Here is a 19,312-nt window from a genome sequence, read left to right on the forward strand (position 1 = left end):
CCCGCGACACGATCCCGCCGGTGGAGATCACGGACCTGACACCGGCGGAGCGGCGCGTCTGGCGGGCCTTCCCGTTCGATGAGGGCGTCGATTTCCGCGAAGGCGCCGACGACGACCCCGACGACGACCCCCAAGACGGCGGTTCCTGGGGCCCCGAACGCACCATAAGGGCCGAGGTGCTGCGCGCGCTGCTGCTCGACGGGCCCACGCGCGACGGCGAGGTGGCGGGCCTGAAGGTGCGCGGCGCGCGCATCACCGGGGAGCTGCGTCTGAAGTACGGGGTGATCGAGCACGCCGTACGGCTGCGGTCATGCCACTTCGAGCGGACGCCGCAGCTGTACGGGGCCCGGCTGCGCGTCCTCGTGCTCAGCGGCTCCGCACTGCCGGGGCTTACCGCCGGGGCCCTGCACACCGAGGGCGTCCTGCGGATGTCCCGCTGCCGCGTGACCGGCCCGATACGGCTCGCGGGGGCGCAGATCACCGGAGGGTTCTTCCTCGACGGGGCGCGCCTGGGACATCCGGACGACCGCCGCGAGGAGCCGTTGCTCCAGCTCAACCACGCGGCCGTCGGCGCCGACATCCGGGCCGAGGGGCTCGTCGCCCACGGCCGGATACGGCTCGACGAAACCACCGTCACCGGCCAGGTGAACCTCGACGACAGCGAACTCCACGCCCCCGGCGGTACCGCCCTGCAGGCCGAGAAACTGTCCGTCGGCAACGATCTGCGCGCCATGCGCCTGCGCACCCACGGCCGCGTCAACCTCAGCGGGGCCCGGGTGCCCGGCCACCTCAGCTTCGTCTACGCCCGGCTGTCCGCCCCCGGCGGCCAGGCCCTGCGCGCCAGCAGCTGCGTCATCGGCGAGCTGTGGTTCCGCGAAGCCGCGCGCATCGAGGGCGATGTGAACCTGCGACGCTCCCAGATCGACCTGCTGCACATCCGTCCCGAGGTCTGGCCCGACCGCGTCAGGATCGACGGCCTCGGCTACCGAAGCCTCGCCCCGCACCTCCCCGCCGAGGAGCGGCTGCCACTGCTGGAACGCGAGAAGGAGGGCTACCTCCCCGCCTCCTACGAGCAGTTGGCCACCGCCTACCGCACCGCGGGCGACGAGGCCGCCGCCCGCACCGTCCAGCTCGCCAAGCTCCGCCGCCACCGCCGCACCCTTCCCCGTTACGCCCGCGCCTGGGGCCACCTCCAGGACGTCACCGTCGGCTACGGCTTCCGCCCCCTGCGCGCCGCCGGGTGGCTCGTCGCCCTGCTGCTGACCGGCACCCTCGCGTTCGCCCTCCACCATCCGCGGCCGCTGAAGTCCGGCGAGGCGCCCGACTTCAACCCGGTCTTCTACACCCTCGACCTGCTCCTCCCCATCGTCGGCTTCGGGCAGGAGGGCGCCTTCGCCCCGCGCGGCGGGTACCAGTGGCTCTCGTACCTCCTGATCGTCACCGGCTGGATTCTGGCCACGACCACCGTGGCGGGCGTCAGCCGTTCGCTGAGCCGTCAGTAGAGAACGGGATCGTGTGTCATCCCGACCGCGTCACTCCTCCGCGAGCACGACGATCGCGTCGCCCTCGTCCAGGACCAGCGGCGCGCCCTTGTCGGGGTTGAGGAAGACACCGTAGGTGGGCGGTACGTCGGCGTGGCGGGCCAGCCGGTAGCCGACGGCCGTCTCGCCGCGCCGCCGTGCCGCCTCGATGACCGTCGCGAAGTTGGCCTCGGCCCCGGGCACCAGGTAGTTGGCGGCCGGTTTGAGGTAGATCTCCGAACCCTCCGGGTCGAAGAGGTCGATGAACACCTTGTAGAGGTCGCGGTTCTCGGTCAGCTGGGTCAGCAGCAGGCTGATGACCTTGGTGCTGACGATGAAGTCGTCGGCCTTGGTGACCTGGGCGATCTCCCGGTTGCTGTCGTCGTTCATCTCCGTGACGATCGAGTACGGGTCGCCGAGCCGCACCTCGATGTCGCGCAAGTGCAGCAGCGTCACCAGCGTCCGGTCGTCGGCGCGCCGGGGGTCGACGGTGTCGTCGGACAGCACCACGATGTGCTGGTAGCGGCCGAGGTCGAGGGACTCCAGGGACGACCTGCGGGTCGGTTCGCACCGCCGGTGGCCGACGGTCAGGTTCCGCAGCCCCTCCGGCACCCCCTTGCGCGGCCGCCGCAGTGCCGCGATGTCCACCGTCGAACCGGGTTCGACGAAGCTGTCCAGCAGCGTGATGAGCTTCGACGCCCGGGAGTTCCAGCCGATCAGCAGGGTGCGGTCCGGCACCGGCGGACGGCCGGGCGCGGTGGTGATCGCCGACGGGACGATCTCGGGCCGGGTGTCGGCGCGCCGTATCAGCAGATCGTCCTCGGCCATCACCAGCAGCTGGTCGTCGGCCCGGACGACGGTGTCCATCGGCGGGTTGACCAGCACCTCGCCGTCGCTCCTGCGCAGCCCGGCGGCCATGCCCAGCGCGTAGTGGCCGAGCGTGTCCGCGTACGACGAACCCGCCAGCGCGGGCTCGTTGCGGAAGTAGAACTCGTTGCCTTCGAAGCTGAGCAGTTCGTTGAAGACGCTGGACAGCCCCGACTGCCGGTGGGCCTGGGCGATGAGCCGTACGGCGATGTCGTCGGCGTCGATGATCAGGGCGCTCGGGCCGGAGGCGAGGCGGGCCGCGGGCAGGTTGTCCGAACTCTCCACGGCCGCCACGACGCTCGGCCGTGTGCCCTTCCACTTGCGGCTGTTGAGCAGCAGAAGCACCTTGATGACGTCCGTGTCGGTGTCGTTCCCGACCGGCGGCAACACCATGATCGACTTGGCGGTGTCGGGGCTCACCAGCTCAAGGTCGCCCCGTTCCAGCGGACTTCCGGAACGGCAGACCACCCGGGTCCGGCCGGTCTCCGGGATGCGGCGGCGGATCTGCTCCTCCATGTCGACCTTGTCGTGGTCGGCGAGGATCACCACACAGGAACGGCGGGTGCTCTGATTGGCCTCCACCAGCTCCGCGATCACCGTGAACACCTGGTCCGACCAGCCCAGCACGATCGTGTGGCCGCGCTCGATCAGATGCGACCGCCCCTTGCGGAGCATCTGTATTCGGTTCTCCAGGCCCGTGGTGAGCACACCGATGAGCGCGCTGACGATGAAGATGCCGCCGATGGTGACCGTGAGCATCAGCACCAGGAACAGCGGTCGGCCAGTGTCCCCGCCCATGGTGCCCGGATCGAGCGTACGCAGCAGACTCATCCAGACGATGCCCGACCAGCCGCCGCTCTTGCGGGTGTCATCGTGGCTGAAGGTGACCGCCAGCGTGGAGACCACGGCTATCAACGCCAGCGAGGCGAGGCCGAGCCAGCCGATCAGGGCGGGCGTCCCCCGGTCCATCGTGCCGTCGAACCAGTACCGCAGCCGGTCCCGCAGCCTCATCGCACGTCCCCATCCCCCCGGCCACCCACCGGACTTACGGTCTCCCAGAGCAGTTGATCATTCTCGCAGGGTTACCCGGGTCCACCGGCCGCCGCGATGGGGGAGACGGCATACGGGCAGGTCACCAGGCGGCGTGGGCCTGCGGACCGGCCTCGACGGACGGTTCGCCGCCCGCCTCGGCGAACGCCTGGAGCGCCTCGATGAGATGACGGCGCTGTCCGGCGGGCATGACGTCGACGATGCGCGCGATCTCCTGGCGGCGCCGATCGGTGACCTCGGCCACGATCCGCCGTCCGGCCGGGGTGAGCGAGATCATGCTCGTACGCCGGTCCTCGGCGGAGACGCCGCGCTCGACCACGCCCGTCGTGACCAGGCGGTCGATCATGCGCATGGCGGTGGACGGCAGGACCCCCAGCTCCGCGGCCAGCCCGGACAGGCTCAGCGGCCCTCCGGCGTCCAGGACGACCAGCATCCGGAACTGCGGCAGCGTGAGGGAGTCCTCCACCGCGGCCAGGGACCGGGCGGAGACGGCGAGGAGCAGCCGGGACGCGGTCAGCACGGCGGTGACCATGGCCTCGGCGTCGGATTCGGGGTCGTGGGGCGCGGGTCCGTGGGTCTCGGGTCCGCCGGACGCGGGCCGGTCGGACTCAACAGGTCCGGTATCCGAGGCATATGTGGCGGTATGTGAGGTATTCGGGGCCTCGGAGTGCGAGGCCTCGATATCGGGCTGGGAGCCTAAGTGACGGCGCGGCATAGGCCCTTTCTACCCTTCGTCCCACCCGGCCGCGCACGCCGCCGCCCGCCCGCCGCCCACCGGTCCACTTCAGGGCAGGGGGATGCCCGATCCGCCGCCACGGCCTAGGCTGGGTCCCGCAGCTGGTTCGCCCTGCCCGCCAGGCAGGCGCGTCGCAAGAGGGAACCCGGTGGAAATCCGGGACTGCCCCGCAGCGGTGAGCGGGAACGACCGCCGTCATACGCACTGGGTCCGGGAGCCGGACCCGGGAAGCGACGGCCAGTAGGTGCCTCGTACGGCACGTCGTCACGACCTGACGTACGTGACGACGTCACAAGGCGCGCCCGCGAGTCCGAAGACCTGCCCGTTGCCCGTGCGCGACCGCTCGCGCGCGGACATCCCGGTGACCTCGAGGGCGGGTCGGCGTACCACCAGGCGGACGCGCGTACCGAACGCGCCGATCCGCCGGGTTCGTCACTCCTTCGCGCCCCCGATCCCGCCGGGATCTTCAAGAGACACGCTCGCGAAGGAGAGCTACGTGACAGCGACATCCGCGGCCGCGGCGGCACGGGCCACCGTGTACGGCTACCCGCGCCAGGGGCACCACCGCGAACTGAAGAAGGCCGTCGAGGGCTACTGGAAGGGCCGGGTCGGCGCCGACGCCCTCCGCGAAACCGCCGCCGACCTGCGCCGGGCGAACTGGCGGCAGCTGGCCGACGCCGGTATCCACGAGGTGCCGACCGGCGACTTCTCGACTTACGACCATGTGCTGGACACCAGCGTCATGGTCGGCGCCGTCCCCGACCGGCACCGCGCCGCCGTCGAAGCCGACGCGCTGGACGGCTACTTCGCCATGGCGCGCGGCAACCAGGAGGCCGCGCCGCTGGAGATGACCAAGTGGTTCGACACCAACTACCACTACCTGGTCCCCGAACTCGGACCCGGCACCGTCTTCAGCGCCAACTCGACGAAGCAGACCGCCGAGCTGTCGGAAGCGGTCACGCTCGGTCACACCGCCCGGCCGGTTCTGGTCGGTCCCGTCACCTACCTCCTGCTCGCCAAGCCCGCCCCCGGCGTCGCGCCGGACTTCGAGCCGCTCACCCTGCTGGACCGGCTGCTGCCGGTGTACGCGGAGGTGCTGGCCGATCTGCGGGCGGCCGGCGCCGAGTGGGTCCAGCTGGACGAACCCGCGCTCGTCCAGGACCGCACCACCGCCGAACTGAACGCCGCCGCCCGCGCGTACCGCGAACTGGGCGCCCTCACCGACCGCCCCCGGCTGCTGGTCGCCTCGTACTTCGACCGCCTCGGCCCGGCCCTGCCGGTCCTGGCCAAGGCACCCGTGGACGGGCTGGCGCTCGACTTCACCGGGCCCGCCGCCGCCAACCTCGACGACCTCGCCGCCGCGGGCGGTCTGCCCGGCAAGCGCCTGGTCGCGGGCGTCGTGGACGGCCGTAACGTATGGATCAACGACCTCGCCGCCTCGCTGTCCACGCTCGGCACCCTGCTCGGCCTCGCCGACCGGGTCGACGTCGCCGCCTCCTGCTCCCTCCTCCACGTCCCCCTCGATACGGCGGCCGAACGCGACATCGACCCCCGGATCGCCCGCTGGCTGGCCTTCGCCCGCCAGAAGACCGCCGAGGTCGCGACCCTCGCCCGCGGCATCGCCCGGGGCACCGGCGCCATCGCCGCCGAACTCGCCGCCAACCGCGCCGACCTGGCCTCCCGGGCCACCTCCGCGCTCACCCGCGACCCGGCCGTACGCGCCCGCGCCGGAGCCGTCACCGACGCCGACGTCCACCGCTCCGCGCCGTACGCCGAGCGCGCCCCGGCCCAGCGCGCCCGGCTGCGGCTGCCCGCGCTGCCGACGACCACCATCGGCTCGTTCCCGCAGACCACCGAGTTGCGCACCGCCCGCGCCGATCTGCGGGCCGGACGCATCGACACCGCCGGATACGAGCAGCGCATCGCGGCCGAGATCCAGGACGTGGTCTCCTTCCAGGAGAAGACCGGCATCGACGTCCTGGTGCACGGTGAGCCCGAACGCAACGACATGGTCCAGTACTTCGCCGAGCAGCTCACCGGCTACCTCGCCACCCAGCACGGCTGGGTGCAGTCCTACGGCACCCGCTACGTCCGCCCCCCGATCCTCGCGGGCGACATCTCCCGGCCCGAGCCCATGACGGTGCGCTGGACGACGTACGCCCAGTCCCTCACCGACCGCCCGGTAAAGGGCATGCTCACCGGCCCCGTCACCATGCTGGCCTGGTCCTTCGTCCGCGACGACCAGCCGCTCGCCGACACCGCCCGCCAAGTGGCCCTCGCCCTGCGCGACGAGGTGTCCGACCTGGAGGCCGCCGGAACCCCGGTCATCCAGGTCGACGAACCCGCCCTGCGCGAAACCCTGCCCCTGCGCACCGCCGACCGCCCGGCCTACCTGGCCTGGGCCACCGAGGCGTTCCGCCTCACCACCGTCGGCGTCCGCCCGGACACCCAGATCCACACCCATATGTGCTACGCCGAGTTCGGGGACATCCTCCCGGCCATCGACGACCTCGACGCCGACGTCATCAGCCTGGAAGCCGCCCGCTCCCATATGGGGGTGGCCAGGGAACTCGCCGACGCCCACTACCCCCGTGAGGTCGGCCCCGGCGTCTACGACATCCACTCGCCCCGCGTCCCCGGCCCCGCCGAAACCGCCGCCCTGCTCCGCACAGCCCTCGCCGCCCTCCCCGCCGAACGGCTCTGGGTCAACCCCGACTGCGGCCTGAAGACCCGCGGCTGGCCCGAGGTCCGCGCTTCCCTGGACCACCTCGTCGCCGCGGCCCGAGAGGTCCGCTCGACTCTCTGACCTGACGTGTACGGGGTCGGCTCGGCACCCACCGGATGTTGGCCGACCCCGTACATGTACTGCCAAGCTGAACGCATGGCGGAACTGAACGGACAGCCTGTCGACCCCGACGCCGCGCTGACGCTGGCGCTCACCAACTACGGGCACTTCACGAGCATGCGCGTCGACGACCGCCGCGTACGCGGCCTGGGCCTCCACCTCGAGCGCCTGACGCGGGACTGCGCGACGGTCTTCGGGGCGGACCTCGATCCCGAACTCGTCCAGCACTACGCCCGGCAGGCGGCAGGCGAGCGCGGCGGCGCGTTCGTCGTCCGCATCACCATCTTCGACCCCGCCATCGACATGGGACACCCGGCGAAGGCGAACACCCCGAACATCCTCGTCACCGTGCGCCCCGCGGCCTCCCTGCCCCTGCCGCCCCTACGAGTGAAAACCATCCGCTACGAACGCGACGTCCCGGCCGTCAAGCACACCGGCCTGTTCGGCCCGCTCCACGCCCGCCGCGCGGCACAGCTCGACGGCTACGACGACGCCCTCTTCACCGGCCCGGACGACCGGATCTCCGAGGGCGGAACCTGGAACGTCGGCTTCATCGGCGACCAGGGCGTGGTCTGGCCCCAGGCCGACGTCCTCCCCGGAGTCACCATGGCCCTGCTCCAGCAGCACACCGAACCCACCCCGGCCCCGACCCCCGTCACGCGCACCGACGCACAGCACATGCACGCCGCCTTCGCCACGAACACAAGCGTCGGCGTACGCGCCCTCTCCGCCATCGACGAAACGCCGCTGGCCACCGACCACCCTCTCCTCACCCGCCTGCGAGACACCTACCAGTCCATCCCCGGCGAACCGCTGTAAGAGAGTCGCATTCAGTCACGCACAACGAATCAGGGCCATCTACGATTTCTCGTAGATGGCCCTGACCTGTGTTCCTTCAGTCGGGGTGGCGGGATTTGAACCCACGACCTCTTCGTCCCGAACGAAGCGCGCTGCCAAGCTGCGCTACACCCCGAAGCAACGAGCTCTACTTTAGCGGACCTGTCGCCAGACACGAAATCCGGTTTTCGGGGGCTCGCAGGTCGGGGCCGGGGAGGTGGGTCAGGGGGTCTGGGGGGTGAGGGTGAGGAGGGTGGCTTCCGGGGGGCAGGCGAAGCGGACGGGGGTGTAGCGGTTGGTGCCGCAGCCCGCGGAGACGTGGAGGTAGGAGGTATGGTCCCCGGCCTCGTGGGTGGAGAGGCCCTTGACCCGGCGGGTGTCCAGGTCGCAGTTGGTGACCAGGGCGCCGTAGAAGGGGACGCACAGCTGGCCGCCGTGGGTGTGGCCCGCGAGGATCAGGGGGTAGCGGTCGGCGGTGAAGGCGTCGAGGACGCGGAGGTACGGGGCGTGGACGACGGCGAGGGAGAGGTCCGCGCCGGTTTCGGGGCCCCCGGCGACCTCGGCGTAGCGGTCGCGCTTGATGTGGGGGTCGTCGAGGCCGGTGAGGGCGATCTCGATGTCGTCCAGCTTGAGCCGGCCGCGGGTGTTCGACAGGCCGACCCAGCCCGCCGCGTCGAAGGCGTCGCGGAGCTCCGTCCATGGGTTGTGGACGGCGCCGACTGCCGGGGCGTTGCCGTTCAGCCCGTGGTGGCCGCTGGCCTTTTCCATCAGGTAGCGGGCGGGGTTGCGCAGCTTCGGTCCGTAGTAGTCGTTGGAGCCGAAGACGTACGCGCCGGGGAACTCCATCAGCGGGCCGAGCGCGTCGAGGACCTCCGGGACGCCTTCCTGGTCGGAGAGGTTGTCGCCGGTGTTCACGACGAAGTCGGGGCGCAGACCGGCGAGCGACTGGAGCCAGCGCTGCTTCTTGCGCTGCCCGCTCACCATGTGGATGTCGGAGACCTGCAGGACGCGCAGCGGCCGCATGCCGCGCGGCAGCACGGGTACGGTGATGCGGCGGAGCCTGAAGGACCGCACTTCGAAGCCGACGGCGTAGGCGAGACCGGCTGCGCCGACCGCCGTGATTCCCAGAGGTACTCCGTATCGCGCGCGCATGGTCTCCATGGTCGCAGAACGCCGCGGGGGGAGAAATCTTCGGGTGATTCCCGGCCAGTGCTGGCAGACTCGACGCCATGACCACCACGCTCAAGTCCAGGCTGCACGACGATCTCACCGCAGCGATCAAGGCGCGCGACGAGCTGCGCTCCTCCACGCTCCGGCTCACCATCACCGCGATCTCCAAGGAAGAGGTCTCGGGTGAGAGCGCCCGGACGCTGTCCGACGCCGAGGTGGAGAAGATCATCGCGCGCGAGGCGAAGAAGCGCCGCGAGGCGGCCGAGGCGTTCGACAAGGGCGGCCGGGCGGAGCAGGCCGAGCGGGAGCGGGCCGAGGGCGAGCTGCTCGCCGGGTACCTGCCGCAGCCGCTGACGGACGAGGAGCTGGACGCGCTGGTCGCGGAGGCGGTGCGGGAGGCCGTCGCGGGTGGCGCCGAGGGGCCGCGGGCGATGGGCGCGGTGATGAAGATCGTGAACCCGAAGATCGCGGGCCGGGCCGAGGGCGGCCGGGTCGCCGCCGCGGTGAAGCGGCAGCTCGCGGGCTGACAGGGGGAACTCCCCGCGAGGGATCTCCCCGCAGGAGGCGTAGCGGGATAAGAGGGAAGGGCCCGGGCGGATCGCCCGGGCCCTTCCCTCTGTGTGTTCGGTCGGCCGCGCTCAGTCAGTGGCGGGGACTACCGGGGCCACTCGAAGCCGCCGTTCCCGTTGCCGCCGTTCCCATTGCCGCCGATCACGCCCGGCGGGAGGGAGATGTCCGGCCAGGGGTTGTCCCGGCCGCCCCTGCCGGGCTTTTCGCGGCCCGGCTTTTCGCGGCCCTTGCCCGGCTTCTTGGGCGGGGAGGGCTTGCGCGCGTTGGGGTCCTTGATCGGCACGCTGACGAAGTTCGGCGCGGGCTTGCCGTTCAGCGCGCCGCTCATCGCGTCCTTCCAGATGGGGCCCGGGGTGTCACCGCCGTAGACCTTGTCGTGGGGGACACCGCCGATGGTGATGTTCTCCATCTTGAGGCCGCTGGCACCGGGGCCGCCGCCGACCCACACCGCGCCCGCGAGGTTCGGGGTGTAGCCGACGAACCACGCGGCCTTCCGCTCGTCCGTCGTACCCGTCTTGCCGGCGCTCGCCCGGCTCTGCAGACCGGCCTGCTTACCGGTGCCGTCCTCGACCACACCGCGCAGCAGGGTGTTGATCGTGTCCGCGGTCTTCTCGGACATCGCGCGCGAGCACTTCGACTGCGGCACCTTCAGCTTCTTGCCGCTGGGGCCGGTGATCGAGTCGATGAAGACCGGGGAGCAGTAGACGCCGCGGTTGGCGAAGGTCGCGTACGCGTTCGCCATGGTCAGCGGGGAGAAGCCCTCGGTGCCGAGGGTGAGGGAGGGCACCTGGTGGTGCTCCTTGCCGTCGGCCCGCTGCACGCCCATCTTGTCGGCCAGCTCGGTCACCGGGCAGACGCCGATGTCGCTGATCAGCTGGACGAAGTAGGTGTTGACCGACTTCGCGGTCGCCTCCTTCATCCCGTACGGGCCGCGCTCGGTCTCGTTCTCGTTCTCGACCGTCGCGCCCTCGCCGTTGCTCCAGGGGCCCTTGCAGGTGCTGACGGGGCTCGGGTACGCCATCTTGTACGGCGAGGAGTAGCTCTTGTACGGCTTCGTGCCCCGCTCGAGGGCGGCCGCCGCGGTGATCGGCTTGAACGTGGACCCCACCTGGAAGCCGTAGTTCGAGCCGCCCATGGAGTGGTCCGCGGAGAGGTTGATCTGGGTCTGGTCCTGGCCGAAGCCGTACGGCTTGGACTGGCCCATGCCCAGGACCTTGCCGGTGCCCGGCTCGATGAGCGAGACGGCGGTGGCGGCCTTGTCGGACTGGTACACATGGGACTTGATCGACTTCTGGACCGACTCCTGCGCCTGCGGGTCCAGCGTCGTACGGATCGTCAGACCGCCCTGGTTCCAGCGCTTGGCGCGCGTCGCCGCCGTCTTGCCGAAGACCGGGTCGTTGAGGAAGATCTGGCGGACGTAGTCGCAGTAGAACCCGGCGCCCTTGACGGCGGTGATGCAGCCGCTGCGGGGCATGCTGACGTCGAGGCCGAGCGGCTTCTTCTTGGCGGCGGCGGCCTGGGCCGCGGTGATGTCCTTCGTGTCGGCCATGCGCTGCAGCACGGTGTCGCGGCGGGTCTTCGCGGTCTTCGGGTTGGTGACCGGGTCGTAGCGGCTCGGCGACTGGACGAGACCGGCCAGCAGCGCGGCCTGCTCCACCTTCAGGTCCTTGGCGGACTTGCTGAAGTAGCGCTGGGAGGCGGCCTCGATGCCGTAGGCCTGCTGCCCGAAGTACGTGATGTTGAGGTAGTTCTCCAGGATGCGCCGCTTGCCCAGTTCCTTCTCGACCTGGATCGCGTACTTCAGTTCCTTGATCTTGCGGCCTATGGACTGCTGGGTGGCCTCGGCGAACTTCTGCTTGCTGTCGCCCGCCTCCTCGACGAAGACGTTCTTCACGTACTGCTGGGTGAGGGTGGAGGCGCCCTGCGAGACGCCGCCGCTCTGCGCGTTCCTGTTGGCGGCGCGCAGCACGCCCTTCAGGTCGACCGCCCCGTGCTGGTAGAAGCGCGCGTCCTCGATCGCGACGATCGCCTTGCGCATGTACGGGGAGACGTCCCCGAGCTTCACGGTGGTGCGGTCGCGCGAGTAGACCTTCGCGATCTCGCCGCCCTTCGCGTCCAGGATGGTGGTCCGCTGGCTGAGCGGAGGCGTTTTGAGATTGGCCGGAATATCGTCGAATTCCTGGACCGTTTCCTTGGCCGTGAGACCGAACGCCCCGACGGCGGGAAGCGCCAGCCCGGCCATCACGGCGCCGGCCAGCGCGCTGACGCCGAGGAACTTGGCGGCCTGTTGAGCGGTGGACAGCCCTCCGCCCGAGCGCGTGTAACCCATAAGGGGCAGCCTACGTGGCGAATCGCCGGACAGGGGACCGCGTGTTCGCATACGCTGTTTCACGCCAGTCACGCAGGTGCTGCCGCGCCACATCGCATCACATCGCCCCGCCTCCCCATCCTCACTCGAGTGAGTGTTGAGGCGTGCCCGGATTGTGGTCCCGTGTCATGAGCTGCCCCGGTGTTCACCGCGTGAACTGCCCTGGTTTGCACCAGTAATCGCAAATGTCGTCAGCTCACTCCGTTGGGTGATCTGCCGCGTACCCATAGTCCGTTCGGGCCATCCAAGATTGGGCCCGCAGGGGGTGTTGCGCCCTGCTCGCCTTCCGTAACGTCCTCAACTGGCGACGGTGAATATGCCGTTTGTCGCCGTGGGGGAGCTCCGATTCGGGAGAGGACGGCGCCAGCATGGGCTGGGTAACCGACTGGAGTGCGCAGGCCGCCTGCCGCACTACTGATCCAGATGAACTGTTCGTCCAGGGCGCGGCACAGAACAGGGCCAAAGCGGTCTGCACCGGATGTCCGGTGCGCACCGAGTGCCTTGCGGATGCCCTGGACAACCGTGTCGAGTTCGGTGTGTGGGGAGGGATGACCGAGCGCGAGCGGCGGGCGCTGCTGCGCCGCCGCCCGACCGTGACCTCCTGGCGAAGGCTGCTGGAGACGGCGCGCACCGAGTACGAGCGCAGCGCGGGCATTCTGCCCTTCGACGACGAAGAGTACGAGCGCTTCGCTGCCGTCGGATAGCGGTCGGCCGGCAGCCGGTAGACCGGTAGGTCGGTACGCGACGAGGTCGCATCGCATCACAACTTCATCTCACCCACCCCTCGTCACGGGCTTGTTCTCTCATCTACGACGGGACGGGGAAGGGTGCACGACACGAGTACGGTCGCGACTGTGGTCGCGGCCGGTCGTGGCCGGGCAAGGTGGTTCACGGGCGGGGGCCCGCGGACCTGGGGCAGCCCGCCACGCCACGGACGACGACGTGCATGGACGGATGGGCAGAGCGCGACGGCGCGGACGATTGGGGATCTGCGGCGGGGCGCTGTGACGCCGTACCGTCCTGGCTCGTCTTGGCCGTGACGTCGGCCCGTCATGGGCCCGCACGTCATGTGCGTCGTGCGCGTCACGCGCGTACGTACGTGCCATGACGGCCGTGTCAGCCGCGCGGCGCAGCCGTGCCGGGCGCACCCGTAAGCGTGGGTACGCCACGGCTTGGTCACGCGCGCCGCCATGTGGTCTGTGGCCACGCGCGCCATGCCGCACCCGTGGCATGGCCGTATCAGCGGCGCGGCCGTATCAGTGCACAGCCGCACCCGTGTATGGGCACGCGTACAGCGTCGTACGCGGCGCCATGTGCACGCCCGCCAGGGGCACTTGGGTAGGCGTCAGCCTGCCCTGACAGCTCTCGTGCCGACCGTCCTCACCGCAGGGCCGCCGCCGGGGCTGGGCTTCAGCCTGCCGTGCGCTGGGACTGGTCCGCCGGGGCCGCCGCGAGACGATCGCCGATCGCCCGCAGCCCTGCCAGGTCGTGTACGTCTCCAGGCAGCGCGGCCACTTGGGCCACCGGCACTTCGGGGTGCAACGCCGTGAAGCGGTCGTGGGTGCGCTGCTCGCGTCCGAGCACCTGCATACGCTCCGCGTGCAGCCGGAGCAGTCCCGCGGCGAGCCGCTCCACCGACGTGGGGGAGACGTCGGGGTCCGCTACCGAGGAATTGTCCGCTGCTGAGGCGTTCCGGGCTTGAGCATTCCCTGAGTCGGGATCGACAAATCCGTCGGCGCCAAGATTTTCCGCGCCGTCGCCGTGGTTGGCCGGAACGCTACCCTCCCCCGGCGGATCGGGAACCTCGGCGTCCTTCAGAGACAGCATCTCCGCCGCAGCCAGGGCCCGTTCCGCCGACAGCTGTTCGGCGCCGCTGCCGTGCACCCGGTTCAGTACGAGACCGGCCAGCGGCATCTGATCCGCGGCCAGCCGCTCGACGAAGTAGGCGGCCTCCCGCAGGGCGTCCCGCTCCGGGGCGGCCACCACCAGGAAGGCCGTACCGGGCGCCTGCAGCAGCCGGTAGGTGGCCTCGGCGCGGGTGCGGAACCCGCCGAACATGGTGTCCATCGCAGCCGCGAACGTTTGCACATCGCGCAGCAGCTGCCCGCCGAGGACCTTGCTGACGGTGCCCGTCATCATCGATACGCCCACGTTGAGGAACTTCATCCCGGCCCGGCCGCCGACCTTCGCCGGAGCCATCAGCACCCGGATGAACTTCCCGTCCAGGAACGAGCCGAGCCGCTTCGGGGCGTCCAGGAAGTCCAGCGCCGACCGGCTCGGCGGCGTGTCGACGATGATCAGGTCCCATTCGTCGCGGGCCCGCAGCTGGCCGAGCTTCTCCATGGCCATGTACTCCTGCGTGCCCGCGAACCCGGCCGAAAGCGATTGGTAGAAGGGGTTCGCCAGGATCGCGCGGGCGCGCTCGGGGTCGGCGTGCGCCTCGACGAACTCGTCGAAGGTCCGCTTCATGTCCAGCATCATGGCGTGCAGTTCGCCGTCCGCCTCGTCCCCGACGCCCGCCACCCGCCGCGGGACGTTGTCGAGCGCGTCGATGCCCATGGACTGCGCGAGCCGCCGGGCCGGGTCGATCGTGAGGACGACGACCTTACGGCCGCGCTCGGCGGCCCGTACGCCCAGGGCGGCGGCCGTGGTGGTCTTGCCCACGCCGCCGGAGCCGCAGCACACCACGATGCGGGTCTGCGGGTCGTCCAGCAGCGCGTCGGTCTCCAGCCGGGGTGCCACGTCCATGCTCATGCCGCCTCCTGCGTACGGCTCGTGCTGCCGGGGATGTGCGCCGTGCCCGGACCGCGGCCGGTGCCGCGGTCCGTCCCGGGCCCGCTCACGACGGCCACTGCTTGCGCAGATCCGCCGCCAGCCGGTAGAGCCCGGCCAGGTCGACGCCGTCCGTCAGCAGCTCCAGCTCGTGCAGTGGGAGGTCCAGCCCGTCCAGCTCGGACCGCTGCGCCCGCTCCAGGGCGACGCGCTCCGCGTGCTCGCGCGCCTGCTCCAGCAGCGGGTCGACCAGCCGCTCGGCGAGGCCGCCACGGCGCGCGCCACCCAGCCCGGCCTGTGAGAGCGCCTTGGCGACGGCCGCGCGACGGCCGTTGGCGGCGGTGTCGACGGCCTCGTGGTCGAGGATCGCGGGCCGCACCATGTTGACGATGACCGCGCCCGTCGGAAGGTCGTCCGAGCGCAGCTCCGCGATGCCGTCCGCGGTCTCCTGGACCGGCATCTCCTCCAGCAGCGTCACCATGTGGACGGCCGTCTGGGGCGATTTCAGGACGCGCATCACGGCCTGGGCCTGGTTGTGTATCGGGCCGGTCCGGGCCAGCCCGGCCACCTCGTGGTTGACGTTGAGGAAGCGGCTGATCCGGCCGGTCGGCGGGGCGTCCATGATCACGGAGTCGTAGACGAAGCGGCCGTCCTTGCCCTTGCGGCGCACCGCCTCGCACGCCTTCCCGGTCAGCAGGACGTCCCGCAGCCCGGGCGCGATCGTGGTCGCGAAGTCGATCGCGCCGAGCTTCTTCAGGGCGCGCCCCGCCGAACCCAGCTTGTAGAACATGTGGAGGTAGTCCAGGAGTGCGAACTCCGGGTCGATCGCGAGGGCGTGCACCTCCCCGCCGCCCGGCGCGGTCGCGATCTTGCGTTCCTCATAGGGCAGCGCTTCCGTTTCGAAGAGCTGCGCGATGCCCTGGCGGCCTTCGACCTCGACCAGCAGTGTGCGTCTGCCATCGGCCGCGAGGGCCAGCGCGAGTGCGGCGGCGACCGTGGTCTTGCCGGTTCCGCCCTTGCCACTGACGACATGGAGCCTGCTCACACTGGGGAGCCTAACCAGTCCCCCCGCAGGCTACGCACCAGGCCCCGGGAGAGAGGCATTACAGTCGGCTGCATGACGAAGTGGGAATACGCGACCGTGCCGCTGCTCGTACACGCCACGAAGCAGATTCTGGACACCTGGGGCGAGGACGGCTGGGAGCTGGTCCAGGTCGTTCCCGGGCCGAACAACCCCGAGCAGTTGGTGGCCTACCTGAAGCGGGCGAAGGCGTGAGCGCCGTCGAGAACAAGCTCTCCGGGCTCGGCCTGACGCTGCCCGAGGTCGCGGCGCCGCTCGCCTCCTATGTCCCGGCGGTCCGCACCGGGCCGTACGTCTACACCGCGGGCCAGCTGCCGCTGGTCGACGGGAAGCTGGGCGTGACCGGCAAGGTCGGCGCGGAGGTGACGCCGGAGGAGGCCAAGGAACTGGCCCGCACCTGTGCGCTGAACGCGCTGGCCGCGGTGAAGTCGGTGGTCGGCGACCTCGACAAGATCGTTCGGGTCGTGAAGGTCGTCGGCTTCGTCGCCTCGGCCCCGGACTTCACCGGGCAGCCGGGCGTCGTCAACGGCGCCAGTGAGCTGCTGGGCGAGGCGCTGGGCGACGCGGGCGTGCACGCGCGCAGCGCGGTCGGCGTGGCGGTGCTGCCGCTGGACGCGCCGGTCGAGGTGGAGATTCAGGTCGAGGTCGCGGACTAGCCCATCCGTGGGCAGCGCCCGTCCGTGGCCGGCGCCCGCTCGTGGCCCGGCCCTTGGTGCGTCCCGGTCCTCTCGGTGGCCGGGGCCCCTGGCGCGGCCCGGGCCCCGGCGAGGGCCCCTCGAACATCCGCCCGCAAACGCATAGCATCCGGCCATGTCCACTACGAATGGCCAGTGGTATCCACCCGAGTGGCCAGAGCGCATCCGGTTGTTGTCCGCCGGTGAGCTGACGCCGGTGACGCCGCGCCGGGCCGCCACCGTGCTGCTGCTCCGGGACGGACCGGACGGTGCGCCGGGCGGGCAGGACGGGGAACACGGGGCGAACGGGGCCGACGGAGAACAGAACGGAACGAGCGGCGATCGCGGCGGCCAGGCCGCCGGGCCGTCCGTGTACATGCTGCGCAGACGCGCCTCCATGGCCTTCGCCGGAGGCGCGTACGCCTATCCGGGTGGCTCGGTGGACCCGCGCGACGAGCGGATGGTCGCCTGGGCCGGGCCCTCGCGCGCCCAGTGGGCGCGGCGGCTGGGCCTCGACGAGAGCGACGCGACGCAGGCGCAGGCCATCGTGTGCGCGGCGGTCCGGGAGACCTTCGAGGAGGCCGGCGTGCTCCTCGCGGGCCCGACCCTGCACACGGTCGTCGCGGACACCACGGGCGACGACTGGGAGACGGACCGGCTGTCGCTGGTCGCCCGGGACCTGTCGTTCGCCGAATTCCTCGACCGACGCGGGCTGGTGCTCCGCTCCGACCTGCTCGGCGGCTGGGCGCGCTGGATCACGCCGGAGTTCGAACCGCGCCGCTACGACACCTGGTTCTTTGTGGCTGCGCTGCCGCGGGGGCAGCGTACGCGCAACGCCTCCACGGAGGCGGACCGCACCGTCTGGATGCGCCCCGGGGACGCGGCCGACGGCTACGACCGGGGCGAGCTGCTGATGATGCCGCCGACCATCGCGACGCTGCGGCAGCTGCGGCGGCACGGCACGGTCCACGACGCGCTGGTGGCCGCCACGGACCAGGACCTCACCCCGGTGCTCGCACAGGCCCGACTGGAGGGCGGCGAGCTGGTGCTGAGCTGGCCGGGCCACGACGAGTTCACCAAGCACATCCCGGGAGCCACGGGGGAGCCTGACGCATGACGAACGCGGCCTCCCTGCCCGGCCAGCCGCGCGGGGGCGTGATCGGCGGACCGGCGACCGACCGCGCCGTGTGCGTCCTCGCGCCGAATCCGTCGGCCATGACGCTGGACGGCACCAACACCTGGATCGTCGCCGAGCCGGACTCCGATCTCGCCGTCGTCATCGACCCCGGCCCGCTGGACGACAGCCACCTGGAGAACGTCATCGCGACGGCGGAGCGGGCCGGGAAGCGGATCGGGCTGACGCTGCTGACCCACGGCCACCCCGACCACGCGGAGGGCGCGGCCCGCTTCGCCGAGCTGACCCGGACGCGGGTCCGGGCGCTGGACCCGGAACTGCGGCTGGGCGACGAGGGCCTGGGGCAGGGGGACGTCATAACCACCGGCGGTCTGGAGCTGCGGGTGGTGCCCACGCCCGGCCACACCGCCGACTCGCTGTCGTTCCACCTCCCGGCCGACGCCGCGGTCCTGACCGGCGACACGGTGCTCGGGCGCGGCACGACGGTCGTCGCGCACCCGGACGGGCGGCTCGGCGACTACCTGGACTCGCTGCGGCGGCTGCGGTCGCTCACGGTGGACGACGGCGTCGGTACGGTGCTGCCGGGCCACGGCCCGGTGCTGAACGACGCGCGGGGCGCGGTGGAGTACTACCTGGCGCACCGCGCCAACCGCCTCGCGCAGGTGGAGACGGCCGTCGAGAGCGGCCACCGGGCGCCCTCGGAGGTCGTGGCGCACGTGTACGCGGACGTGGACCGGTCGCTGTGGCCCGCGGCCGAGCTGTCGGTGCGCGCGCAGCTGGACTATCTGCGCGAGCACGGGCTGATCTGAGGACAGTCTGGTCCGGGAGACCGCCGGTCTGAGCACCGTGAACGCCGGTCTGAGCGCCGTGAAGGGCCCCGGCCGGGGATTCCGGCCGGGGCCCTTCACGGTGTTCGTCGGTGGGTCAGCGGGACCGCTTGGCCAGCCGCTCGACGTCCAGCAGGATCACGGCGCGCGCCTCCAGCCGCAGCCAGCCGCGGCCCGCGAAGTCGGCGAGCGCCTTGTTGACGGTCTCGCGGGAGGCGCCGACCAGCTGGGCCAGCTCCTCCTGGGTCAGGTCGTGGACCACGTGGATGCCCTCCTCGGACTGCACGCCGAAGCGGCGCGACAGGTCGAGCAGGGCGCGGGCGACCCGGCCGGGCACGTCGGAGAAGACGAGGTCGGACATCTGGTCGTTGGTCTTGCGCAGGCGCCGGGCCACGGCGCGCAGCAGCGCGGAGGCGACCTCGGGGCGGGCGTTGAGCCACGGCTGGAGGTCGCCGTGGCCGAGGCCGAGCAGCTTGACCTCCGTGAGGGCGCTGGCGGTGGCGGTGCGCGGGCCGGGGTCGAAGAGCGACAGCTCGCCGATCAGCTCGCCCGGGCCGAGCACGGCCAGCATGTTCTCGCGGCCGTCGGGAGAGGTGCGGTGGAGCTTCACCTTGCCCTCGGTGACCACGTACAGGCGGTCGCCCGGGTCCCCTTCGTGGAAGAGGGCGTCACCCCGCGCGAGGGTGGCCTCTCCCATGGAGGCGCGCAGCTCAGCGGCCTGCTCGTCATCGAGCGCCGCGAAAAGCGGGGCGCGCCGCAGAACGTCGTCCACGAGTCTCTCCTTGTCGACATGCACAGGGGACCGTCGTCCCCATGATGCCGGACGGTAAAACAGTGCGATCAATCACAAGTTTGACGCA

Annotated in this window: 16 protein-coding genes, 1 tRNA gene and 1 riboswitch; of the genes, 9 read left to right on the plus strand and 8 right to left on the minus strand. The window is 71.2% G+C overall.

Going from position 1 to position 19,312, the window contains the following annotated elements; genetic code table 11:
- The first annotated feature begins 20 nt into the window (after positions 1-20).
- Complete coding sequence (locus ABZ370_RS00650) at positions 21-1,502, plus strand: membrane-associated oxidoreductase (RefSeq protein ID WP_358614663.1); 1,482 nt, start codon at positions 21-23, stop codon at positions 1,500-1,502.
- Positions 1,503-1,532: 30 nt separating this feature from the next.
- Here the strand turns inward: ABZ370_RS00650 and ABZ370_RS00655 are convergent, their stop codons facing one another.
- Complete coding sequence (locus ABZ370_RS00655) at positions 1,533-3,398, minus strand: potassium transporter TrkA (RefSeq protein WP_358614665.1); 1,866 nt, start codon at positions 3,396-3,398, stop codon at positions 1,533-1,535.
- Between the two features lie 121 nt (positions 3,399-3,519).
- Positions 3,520-3,969 (minus strand): MarR family transcriptional regulator, encoded by a 450-nt coding sequence (locus ABZ370_RS00660; RefSeq protein ID WP_358614667.1) that lies wholly within the window; start codon positions 3,967-3,969, stop codon positions 3,520-3,522.
- Positions 3,970-4,258: 289 nt separating this feature from the next.
- Positions 4,259-4,514: riboswitch (cobalamin riboswitch) on the plus strand.
- A gap of 155 nt (positions 4,515-4,669) precedes the next feature.
- Between ABZ370_RS00660 and metE the strand changes: the two genes are divergently transcribed.
- Together metE and ABZ370_RS00670 are read left to right on the plus strand one after the other, a co-directional pair.
- On the plus strand, positions 4,670-6,979 hold the full coding sequence (gene metE / locus ABZ370_RS00665; protein WP_358614669.1) for a 5-methyltetrahydropteroyltriglutamate--homocysteine S-methyltransferase: 2,310 nt from the start codon (positions 4,670-4,672) through the stop codon (positions 6,977-6,979).
- Positions 6,980-7,054: 75 nt separating this feature from the next.
- Complete coding sequence (locus ABZ370_RS00670) at positions 7,055-7,837, plus strand: aminotransferase class IV family protein (protein ID WP_358614671.1); 783 nt, start codon at positions 7,055-7,057, stop codon at positions 7,835-7,837.
- 80 nt (positions 7,838-7,917) lie between these two features.
- On the opposite strand, the gene ABZ370_RS00675 is transcribed toward ABZ370_RS00670, so the two are convergent.
- Positions 7,918-7,991, minus strand: a tRNA-Pro gene (locus tag ABZ370_RS00675).
- A gap of 86 nt (positions 7,992-8,077) precedes the next feature.
- Positions 8,078-9,007, minus strand: coding sequence for a metallophosphoesterase (locus ABZ370_RS00680; RefSeq protein ID WP_358614673.1), 930 nt, complete (start codon positions 9,005-9,007; stop codon positions 8,078-8,080).
- 77 nt (positions 9,008-9,084) lie between these two features.
- Here ABZ370_RS00680 and ABZ370_RS00685 point away from each other — a divergent pair, with 77 nt between their 5' ends.
- Positions 9,085-9,552, plus strand: a complete 468-nt coding sequence (locus ABZ370_RS00685) for a GatB/YqeY domain-containing protein (RefSeq protein WP_358614675.1) — start codon at positions 9,085-9,087, stop codon at positions 9,550-9,552.
- A 128-nt stretch (positions 9,553-9,680) separates the two neighbouring features.
- On the opposite strand, the gene ABZ370_RS00690 is transcribed toward ABZ370_RS00685, so the two are convergent.
- Positions 9,681-11,924: a transglycosylase domain-containing protein gene (locus ABZ370_RS00690; RefSeq protein WP_358614677.1), complete on the minus strand. Its 2,244-nt coding sequence runs from the start codon at positions 11,922-11,924 to the stop codon at positions 9,681-9,683.
- Between the two features lie 407 nt (positions 11,925-12,331).
- Between ABZ370_RS00690 and ABZ370_RS00695 the strand changes: the two genes are divergently transcribed.
- On the plus strand, positions 12,332-12,667 hold the full coding sequence (locus ABZ370_RS00695) for a WhiB family transcriptional regulator (protein WP_030829787.1): 336 nt from the start codon (positions 12,332-12,334) through the stop codon (positions 12,665-12,667).
- Between the two features lie 706 nt (positions 12,668-13,373).
- On the opposite strand, the gene ABZ370_RS00700 is transcribed toward ABZ370_RS00695, so the two are convergent.
- Positions 13,374-14,717: an ArsA family ATPase gene (locus ABZ370_RS00700; RefSeq protein ID WP_358614680.1), complete on the minus strand. Its 1,344-nt coding sequence runs from the start codon at positions 14,715-14,717 to the stop codon at positions 13,374-13,376.
- A gap of 85 nt (positions 14,718-14,802) precedes the next feature.
- Entirely contained in the window at positions 14,803-15,780 is a 978-nt protein-coding gene (locus tag ABZ370_RS00705) for an ArsA-related P-loop ATPase (RefSeq protein ID WP_358614681.1), read from the minus strand.
- Between the two features lie 72 nt (positions 15,781-15,852).
- Here ABZ370_RS00705 and ABZ370_RS00710 point away from each other — a divergent pair, with 72 nt between their 5' ends.
- From ABZ370_RS00710 to ABZ370_RS00725, 4 genes are all read left to right on the plus strand, one after another.
- Complete coding sequence (locus tag ABZ370_RS00710) at positions 15,853-16,011, plus strand: DUF4177 domain-containing protein (RefSeq protein WP_020129281.1); 159 nt, start codon at positions 15,853-15,855, stop codon at positions 16,009-16,011.
- Positions 16,008-16,472, plus strand: a complete 465-nt coding sequence (locus tag ABZ370_RS00715; RefSeq protein ID WP_358614684.1) for a RidA family protein — start codon at positions 16,008-16,010, stop codon at positions 16,470-16,472. Before ABZ370_RS00710 ends, ABZ370_RS00715 begins: the two co-directional genes overlap by 4 nt.
- A 154-nt stretch (positions 16,473-16,626) precedes the next feature.
- Positions 16,627-17,607, plus strand: coding sequence for an NUDIX hydrolase (locus tag ABZ370_RS00720; protein WP_358614686.1), 981 nt, complete (start codon positions 16,627-16,629; stop codon positions 17,605-17,607).
- Complete coding sequence (locus ABZ370_RS00725; RefSeq protein WP_358614688.1) at positions 17,604-18,434, plus strand: MBL fold metallo-hydrolase; 831 nt, start codon at positions 17,604-17,606, stop codon at positions 18,432-18,434. Before ABZ370_RS00720 ends, ABZ370_RS00725 begins: the two co-directional genes overlap by 4 nt.
- A 115-nt stretch (positions 18,435-18,549) precedes the next feature.
- On the opposite strand, the gene ABZ370_RS00730 is transcribed toward ABZ370_RS00725, so the two are convergent.
- On the minus strand, positions 18,550-19,224 hold the full coding sequence (locus tag ABZ370_RS00730; RefSeq protein WP_009716739.1) for a Crp/Fnr family transcriptional regulator: 675 nt from the start codon (positions 19,222-19,224) through the stop codon (positions 18,550-18,552).
- Positions 19,225-19,312: the final 88 nt, after the last annotated feature.

Origin of the sequence: Streptomyces sp. NPDC005962 (assembly GCF_040629205.1) — a bacterium.
GTDB lineage: Bacteria > Actinomycetota > Actinomycetes > Streptomycetales > Streptomycetaceae > Streptomyces.

Bases quoted from the DNA above. Each gene is read 5' to 3' on its own strand.
- ABZ370_RS00660 (WP_358614667.1), bottom strand. From the start codon at position 3,969: ATGGTCACCGCCGTGCTGACCGCGTCCCGGCTGCTCCTCGCCGTCTCC.
- ABZ370_RS00685 (WP_358614675.1), top strand. From the start codon at position 9,085: ATGACCACCACGCTCAAGTCCAGGCTGCACGACGATCTCACCGCAGCG.
- ABZ370_RS00680 (WP_358614673.1), bottom strand. From the start codon at position 9,007: ATGCGCGCGCGATACGGAGTACCTCTGGGAATCACGGCGGTCGGCGCA.
- ABZ370_RS00655 (WP_358614665.1), bottom strand. From the start codon at position 3,398: ATGAGGCTGCGGGACCGGCTGCGGTACTGGTTCGACGGCACGATGGAC.
- ABZ370_RS00690 (WP_358614677.1), bottom strand. From the start codon at position 11,924: ATGGGTTACACGCGCTCGGGCGGAGGGCTGTCCACCGCTCAACAGGCC.
- ABZ370_RS00695 (WP_030829787.1), top strand. From the start codon at position 12,332: ATGGGCTGGGTAACCGACTGGAGTGCGCAGGCCGCCTGCCGCACTACT.
- ABZ370_RS00725 (WP_358614688.1), top strand. From the start codon at position 17,604: ATGACGAACGCGGCCTCCCTGCCCGGCCAGCCGCGCGGGGGCGTGATC.
- ABZ370_RS00670 (WP_358614671.1), top strand. From the start codon at position 7,055: ATGGCGGAACTGAACGGACAGCCTGTCGACCCCGACGCCGCGCTGACG.
- ABZ370_RS00710 (WP_020129281.1), top strand. From the start codon at position 15,853: ATGACGAAGTGGGAATACGCGACCGTGCCGCTGCTCGTACACGCCACG.
- ABZ370_RS00720 (WP_358614686.1), top strand. From the start codon at position 16,627: ATGTCCACTACGAATGGCCAGTGGTATCCACCCGAGTGGCCAGAGCGC.
- ABZ370_RS00700 (WP_358614680.1), bottom strand. From the start codon at position 14,717: ATGAGCATGGACGTGGCACCCCGGCTGGAGACCGACGCGCTGCTGGAC.